Origin of the sequence: Streptantibioticus rubrisoli, from assembly GCF_024436055.1 — a bacterium.
Taxonomy (GTDB): domain Bacteria; phylum Actinomycetota; class Actinomycetes; order Streptomycetales; family Streptomycetaceae; genus Streptantibioticus_A; species Streptantibioticus_A rubrisoli.
Map to the genome: position 1 here is coordinate 1 of NZ_JANFNH010000088.1, position 7,651 is coordinate 7,651.

At 72.3% G+C, this 7,651-nt stretch carries 6 protein-coding genes and 1 pseudogene; 2 read left to right on the plus strand and 5 right to left on the minus strand.

The window, feature by feature from the left end:
• From NON19_RS32810 to NON19_RS32825, 4 genes and pseudogenes are all read right to left on the minus strand, one after another.
• Positions 1-390: pseudogene (locus NON19_RS32810) on the minus strand (hypothetical protein); the annotation flags it as partial.
• Between the two features lie 197 nt (positions 391-587).
• The gene (locus tag NON19_RS32815) at positions 588-1,415 is read right to left on the minus strand and encodes a helix-turn-helix domain-containing protein (RefSeq protein ID WP_255932927.1); all 828 of its coding nucleotides are present in this window, start codon (positions 1,413-1,415) and stop codon (positions 588-590) included.
• A gap of 379 nt (positions 1,416-1,794) precedes the next feature.
• Positions 1,795-1,938, minus strand: a complete 144-nt coding sequence (locus tag NON19_RS32820) for a hypothetical protein (RefSeq protein WP_255932928.1) — start codon at positions 1,936-1,938, stop codon at positions 1,795-1,797.
• Between the two features lie 71 nt (positions 1,939-2,009).
• Positions 2,010-4,337 (minus strand): NACHT domain-containing protein, encoded by a 2,328-nt coding sequence (locus NON19_RS32825; RefSeq protein ID WP_255932929.1) that lies wholly within the window; start codon positions 4,335-4,337, stop codon positions 2,010-2,012.
• Positions 4,338-4,530: 193 nt separating this feature from the next.
• Here NON19_RS32825 and NON19_RS32830 point away from each other — a divergent pair, with 193 nt between their 5' ends.
• Positions 4,531-5,577 (plus strand): AfsR/SARP family transcriptional regulator, encoded by a 1,047-nt coding sequence (locus NON19_RS32830; RefSeq protein WP_255932932.1) that lies wholly within the window; start codon positions 4,531-4,533, stop codon positions 5,575-5,577.
• A gap of 1 nt (position 5,578) precedes the next feature.
• Positions 5,579-6,286 carry a DUF6585 family protein gene (locus NON19_RS32835; protein WP_255932930.1) on the plus strand — a complete coding sequence of 236 codons (708 nt, stop codon included), beginning with the start codon at positions 5,579-5,581 and terminating at the stop codon, positions 6,284-6,286.
• A gap of 490 nt (positions 6,287-6,776) precedes the next feature.
• Here NON19_RS32835 and NON19_RS32840 read toward each other — a convergent pair whose 3' ends face one another.
• A complete protein-coding gene (locus NON19_RS32840) occupies positions 6,777-7,271 on the minus strand; it encodes an ATP-binding protein (RefSeq protein WP_255932931.1) in 495 nt (164 codons plus the stop codon).
• Between the last annotated feature and the right edge of the window lie 380 nt (positions 7,272-7,651).

A 7,651-nucleotide genomic window follows, 5' to 3' on the forward strand; every position in this document is an offset into this window, starting at 1 on the left:
GGTGTCGGTGGGGGTGGGCGTGGGGCTGGGGGTGGGGTCGTCCCCGGCGCCGCCGGTGGGGTCGTAGCTGCTGGAGGCGGCGGGGAGCGGATCCGCCGCGTCGTTGCCGGAGCCGCGGTCGCACGAGGCGACGGCGGCGAGCATGACGGCGAGCGCCCCCAGCACGAGCAGTGCCGCCGGGCGCCGCGGCCGTGTCGCCGACGCGGCACCGGCCGCGGTGACCCGGATGCGCAGCGGCACCTGCCGCCCCTCGTCGGTGACGCGGACCAGGCTGCCGTCCCGGCACGGCGGGATGCGCAGCGTGCGCGGTCCGCTCGGCAGCGACACCACCCTGGTGACGCCGTCCGCCGCCTCGCGCGGTGTCAGCTCGATCACGATTTCCGTCGACACAGTCGTTCCCCCCGATCGGTGAGTCCGCTACGGCACGACGCTAGGAGCGGCCGATGAAATCGCCGTGAAACGGCGAAAGCACTGCCGCCGCCAGGGCTCAGACAACGGGCTGGTGCCGTTGAACTGACTTGCCGGGCAGGGCAGTTCGCCACGTACCTATCGGCGCTTGGCAGCGTCGGTCTTGGACGAATCCGGCCTCAGAGCGCGAGGGCCCCTTCTGTGCGGCGAATGGACGTCATCCGGCCGGGAGTGGTACCGGCGAGGGCGCGGAACTCGCGGCTGAGATGGGCCTGGTCGTAGAAGCCACAGATGGTGGAGACCTCGGCCAGGCTCGCGTCCCCACGGCTGAGCAGCCCTATGGCGCGGTGGAAGCGCAGGACCCGGGCGGACGTCTTGGGCGCCATGCCGATCTGCTCGGTGAACCGGCGCAGCAAGTACCCCTGGCTCCAGCCCACTTCGGCGGCGATCCGGGCGATCGGCATCGTTCCGCCCGTACGGTAGAGCAACCGCCAGGCGTAACTGACCTCCGAAGCGGGGTCGGGGCCGTGCCCGAGCCGGGCCAGTAACACGGAGTCCAGCAGATCGAACCTGGCCGACCAGTCACGTATGTCGGCCAGACGCTCCACCAACTGCCCGGCCTGGGGGCCCAGGACGTCATGGAGTTCGACCGCCTGATTGGTCAACTCGCGCATCGGCATGGCGAACAGCCGGTACGCGCCCAGTGGCGTGAACTCCAGCCGGATCGCCTCCTGGCCACCCGGGTGCTCGCACAGCGCGGGCCGGTCCTCCAGCCCCACGACCAGCGAGCCGATCCTGCCGCTGCCCGCACCCGGCGCCCCCAACCGGCGGACCTGGGTGAACGGCTCCGCGAGGCTGATCACCACCACGGCGCGGCCGGTCGGAACCACCCGCACCTGGTAGGGCGAAGGCACCGCCTCCCAGTAGCCCGCGTAACTGCGCAGGTACGGACGGAGTCCCGGATGCCAGGGCCGGGTGACCCGCCACCGGCCTCCGACGCGCGCCATCTGGACATCCGGCCCTGCCGTGTGGAGCGCCAAGGGACATCCCCCCTCAGGGAGCCGCGTCGGAAGGCGAACCGTCCGCCGACCCCATGACCTCTGCCGTCAACTGCCAGGGCGTGACCAGGGGTCGTGGCCCGCGACCGTGACCGGACCGCCGGGCGGACCCTGAACTCCTTGCCTATGGCGGCGAGTTGCATGTCATCGAAACGGGCCACGATCGTAGCCGCCAAGCGCTCCGCTGGGAGTGCGGCGATGTGCCGTCGATCGTCTGCGGCACCATGGTGGCTGGTCGCGCCCACGCGGCGGAACCGCACATGAACACAGCCCCGCGCCCCTTCAGGACGGTAGCGAACCGCAGCGGACTCCACCCAACCTGCTCAGCTCAGCGCGACCGCGGATCATCCACCTCGGCCGTCCGCGCCTGAGCGGACTTCCTCTTGCGTCGCTGGGCGCCCAGACACCCCGCCAACGCGATCAGTCCGCCCGTGATCACGCCGGAGACCAACTTGTGCAGCAGATCGTCCACCGAAGACTCCACTCCCGAGGGCGGCGCGCGCCAACTGTTCACGCGCGGCCGCGAACACATCGGGCGGGACGTTAGGAACGGTCGATGAAATCGCCGTGAAAGGGCGCGGAGGCGGTGCCGCCCCGGTCGCGTCGGGGGGCTCGGTAGGCGCGGGCGAGGTGGTGTTGCAGCCGGGCGTGCCGGAACTGGTAGACCGCTCCGGCCTGGCGCAACACGCCCCGCTGATAGGCGTCTTCGAGGAACGTGACCACGGCCCAGGGCAGCCGCCCGGTCAGCGGCAGCCAGATCCGGGAGAGGACCGCCCACTGGCCCCAGGCGGTCAGGCCGAGCGCGTAGCCGAGCGCCCCGCCGAGCCCGCTGACCACACCGAGCTTGAGCCCCGCCGTGGCGTTCCACACGAGCGGGCCGAGCGGTCCCCGCATGGCCCGGACCACCAGTTCGGCGCCGAATCCGGCCAGCAGGCCGAACGAGGGTGCCCAGATGAGGAGTTGGGCGGCGACCGTTCTGCGGTTCGTCTTCAGCAGGCTGACCGGATTGACGGCGGACCGGATGTCGAGCGGGGTTTCCAGAACGGTCAGCAGGGCGAAGGTCGGACCGCCTCCCAGCGCGAACACCAGCCCGTAGACGGTGCCGTCGTCAAGGCCGACGCGCAGACCGGCCGCGAGGCCGAAGCGCCACAGCAGGCCGTTGAACACCGGGCGCACGAAGCCGTAGCCGAAGCCGAAGACCAGCCCGCACAGCGAACCGATCACCAGGCGCGGGAGGGCTTTGCGGCTCGTCCTCCCCGCTCTGCCGAACATCTTCAGCCGCACGACGGACGGCGCCACCTCCGTGTCCTTGGCCGCGACCATCAGCCAGTACGCGATCCCGAACATCACCCCGGACAGCAGCCCCGCCACCAGCCCGTCCGCCACCTGGAAGCCGAGGGGGTCGAAGGGGATGCCGATGACGCAGTCCACCAGTCCGAGGGCCAGGCAGATCACCAGTGCGGTCGCCAGCGTGCGGGTGGGGCGGCGCAGACCGCCGCCGAGGCGCCACCACTCCAGGTTCGGGGTGTCGAGCCGGGTCAGGTGGTGGGCGAGGTAGCCGAGCCAGTACCGGGCGCGTTCCGGGTCGAAGCCGCGGCGCGGGCCGGCGCCCGGACGGGGGCGGTAGACGGTGGCGGTGAAGCTGTCGAGGAGGTGGTCCTCCAACTGCGCGGCGGTGGCGAACCGTTGGGTGTCCAGCAGCGTGGCCGGATCGTGGTCGGGGGTGTCGCTGTAGGTGGTGCGGGCGAGCGCGACCATCAGCGGGGTGGCCAGCACCTCGGTGAGATGGGCGCTGGCCCGGCTGTGCGGCCGCTCGCGCAGCTCGCTCAGCACGGGGTCCCAGGCGGTCGCGGCGGGGTCCGCGCCGCCGGACTTGCGGGTGGTGCGCGGCAGGTAGTCGGCGAGGTCGTCCAGGGTGAGATCGGTCAGCTCGACGGCCGCGGCGGAGGTCAGCACGTCGGTCTCCGCGACCGCGGCGGCGTATTCGGCCGGACGGCTGGACAGCAGCAGCGGCAAGGTGGTGGCGTTCAGCGCCTCCAGCGCGGGGCGGCGCAGACCGTCGGCGATCTCGTCGAAGCCGTCCAGCACGGGCAGCACCCGGCCGGTGGCGACCAGGGCGGCGGCCAGGCTCGTTCCACCGGGACCGGCGGCGGCCAGACCGGGGTGGTCGCGGGTGAGTTGACCGGTCAGCCAGTCCCGGAAGGTGACCGCGGTGGGGTTCCATGAGCCGATGCTGAAGATCACCGGCACGGCATCGGCCCGGGCCCGCGACCTGACGTAGTCCAGCACGAACCGCACGGTCAGGATCGTCTTCCCGGACCCGGACCGGCCCAGCACCACCAGCCGTCCGGACGGTATCCGGCGGTACACGCCGACGATCTCGTCCAGTCGGCCGCCCAGTTCCAGCGGGCCGTGTGTGCTCCCGGCGGGCAGACGGCGGATGTTGGCCCAGTGGTCGGTCAGTTCCTCAGCGGCCATCCGCCAGCGCACGGGCAGCGGGAACGGATCCTGGACCTGCCGCTGCTCCTCCTCACGTTGCCACCGGGCGGCCACCGACTGCGCGAGGTGCTCGGCGACATCGGCCAGCGTCTCGTCCAGCACCGAAGCCGACCGCACCGGGCTCGGCTCGGGCGGGGCGCCGTCCCCGCCGCGGCGGACGGCGGCGCCCAGCAGTTCCTCGCGCTCCTCGGGCCGCAGCCGCAGCGCGTCGGCCAGCAACCGCACCGTGGCCACCCGAGGGTCGGCCCGCTCGCCGGTCTCCAGCCCGCGAACGGTGCGCACCCCCACCCCGGCGCGCTCCGCCAGGGCCTCCTGGGTCAACCCCGCCTGACGTCGCAGCCGCCGTAGCAGCGTGCCGAGCTCACTGGCCACAACCCACGGCCTCCCCCATTGAAGTGTCGCCTTTTCACGGGTTTTCCCAGGTGGGGGACTCTAGCGCGGCCACCGGCCGGAGACGGCCGGTTCGTTGGCCTGTCGGTTCTCCGGCGCCGCGACCAGCATCGACGGCCTCGGCCAGACCAACCAGACCGACCAGACCGACCAGTCCGCAGAACAGGGAACCGCCATGCCGACGACCGCGACCGCCGACCAACCAACCGTCACCGCGCTCGACCACCAGGAGCGCGAGGTGCTCTACGCCATCGGCTGCGGCCTGCGGGACGCGGAGATCGCCGCCGCCCTCGCCATACCCGAGGACGCCGTGGCCGGACACCTGCGGCGGATCCTCGCCAAGCTCGGGCTGCGCGACCGGGCCGCCGCCATCGTCCACGCCTTCGACTGCGGCCTGGTCGCACCCGGCCGCGGCCCGCGCAGGCGCGCGGCGGTCCCGGTGCCGCGGACCAGCGCCCCGGCGCCCGAGGTGCGGGTCTGCGTGCTCGGGCCATTACTGGCCTGGGGCGCCGGGCAGCCCGTGGACCTCGGTCCGCTCCGCCAACAGGCCGTACTGGCGGTGCTGGCGCTCTGCCCTGACCGGCCGGTGAGCCAGCGTGAACTGCTCGACGGCGTATGGGGGATGGAGCCGCCGGTCGGCAACGTCGTGCCGGTCTACATCTACCGGCTGCGCAAGATCCTGCGGCTCGGCGACGGTCCGGACTCGGTGATCAGACGCGACCGCTACGGCTACCGGCTCGCCCGTGGCGTGGTCGAGGTGGACGTGGCGCGCATGGAGGAGTTCGTGACCGCGGCCGGGGTGGCCGAGCGGGCAGGCGATCTGGCCGAGGCGGTGCGCGCCTGCTCCCGGGCGCTGGGCCTCTTCCGTGGCGAGCCGCTGGCCGCACTTCCCGGGCCGTTGGCCGAGTTGGAGCGGCTGCGGCTCACCGAGCGCAGGATCGCCCTGACGCGACGCAAGCTGGACTGGCAGCTACGGCTGGGCCAACTCGCCGAGGCGACGGAGGAGTTGTCGGGGCTGGCCGTGGCGCACCCGCAGAACGAACCCGTCGCCGAGATGCTGATGCGCGCCCTGCACAACGGCGGCCGACAGAGCGAGGCGCTGGCCGTGTTCGACCGCACCCGGCGTCATCTGGCCGACGAGCTGGGGGTGTTGCCCAGCGAGCCGCTGCGGCGGGCCCGGCAGGCGATCCTGCGCGGGACCGTCGCCACCGCGGGGAGGTGACGTGACCGGTCGGACCCCACGCTCCCGCGACGGGGAGCTGTTGCTGGCCAGGATCTCGGAGGCGGCGGGCCGGGAGCGTATCGGCAGGCGACTCGCCACCTATCCGGGGGCGGTACGCACGGCCCGTCCCTGGCGGGCGGCCGTCGCGGTGCTGTGCCGGGTCACGCACCGCGCGCCGAGGGCGGCCCGGGACGCGCGGCTGGACCTGTACGAGCACGGGATGACCGTGGCCCTCAACGGGCGGATCCACGTCGTCCGCTACGCCACCACGTCCGTGCTGCAGGACAACCCGGACACCACGCGCACCTACACGGTCACCGATGTCGAAGGGCGGCGGCTCGTGCTGCACGACGGCTCGCAGCGCGGCCCGGCCGGGATCCGCGCCCGCGTCGGGTTCCGCGACGCGCGGCAGTGGGGGCCCGAGGTCCAACGGGCGGTCACCGCTGCCCGGTTGCCCCGGGCGCTGGCCGCGCTCGACAGGGGCGAGCGGCTCGCCTTCGGCGGCATCTGGCTGACCGGGGAGCGGGTCGGATCGGGGCGGGTGTCCGCGCCATGGCCGTCGGTCCAGCGGATCGCGGTCCGCGACGGGTTCGTCGCGCTCAAGACCGCCGGGACGTGGCACACGCTGGATGCGGCGGTGTCCGAGATCCCGAACTTCTTCGTCTTGCGCGCACTCGCCGAACGGCTGCGCACGGATCCCACGGTGTGAACGTGCCGGATAGTTAGCGCCCTGAAGGGGCACGGGGAACCGCGCGACCAGCCACAACGACGCCGCGGACGTTCGGGCCGCCCTCCTCACCCTCGGTCGGCCCGCCCGAGCCGTCGCACACAATCAGCAGTAGATCATGACAATACGTAGCGATTACGCCACCGTCTGGCGAATCGCCGCCTTCCGCGGCGAATGCCGCATAGGGATTCGCGGCCTCGCAAGGTCATTACCGGACCGTAGCCACCACTTTCAAGGGTGGTGGCACGTATCACCTTTAATTCCATCGATGGTACGTCCGATATGCACCCAACGCCGGGTACGCCGGTTTGTCTCCCCCGCGCCTCCGTGCGAGAGTCGTGACAGCGACCCCCATTGACCCGGGCTCGGTCGTGCCCCGTGCGCCGCGGACCACACCCCCCCTTGCTCCTCGGCGTCACGAAGAAGCCCCCCATCGCGTCCGCGACCCGGCCGCGGGGGGCTTCTCGCATCTTCAGCGTTCGACCACCCGCTTCTCGAACCAGGTGGTCTTGCCGCGCGGCAGCAGATCCACTCCCCAGCGGTCGGAGAGCTTGTCGACCAGGAACAGCCCGCGCCCGCTGATGTCCAACTCCCGCACCGGCAGCAGACACGGCAGCGCACGCGACGGGTCCCGCACCTCGACCCGGATCCACCCCCGGCGGCGAAGCATCCGCAGCCCGAAGGTGCGGGCGCCGGTGTGCCGGACGGCGTTGCCCACCAGCTCCGAGACCAGCAGTTCGCAGTCCTCGGCGAGCTGCGGCAGCGCCCACAGCCGCAGTACCGCCAGCGTGAGCCGGCGTGCGGTGGACGCGGACTCCGGGCGCGAGGTGAGCCGCACCTCGTCCAGCGATGGGTTGCCCAGTAGCACCAAGGGGTTGGCGTCGTGCCGGTCCTGCGGCATCGCCGTCCATGCCGCCGCGGCGCTGCTGGGCCGCTGTGCCTGCTCAGATCCTCCCCGACCCGCCATGCGTTCATCATGGCCGCCCGGGCGCCGGTTCGGGCCAGAACCGGGGGAATTGAACCCGTCGCAAGGGTGGTTCCCAGCCACCCGGAAGGCATATGCCGAGGGCAGTGACAGACCCTCCACAGCCCGCCGATCTGCTGTGATCGCGACGGGACGCAGGGTGACGACCCGGCGCGGACCAGACTGTCTTAAGGCTGTCTTAAGGTGGCCTTAAGCAGTCTTCCGCCGCCGGTCGTCACCCACACGGCCGCTTGGGGATCGGCGCAGCGGCCCGGAGGGCCTCCGTTGAGGGTGGTGGAGGGCGACGAGATCGGCGCAGCGGCCCGGAGGGCCTCCGTTGAGGGTGGTGGAGGGCGACGAGATCGGCGCAGCGGCCCGGAGGG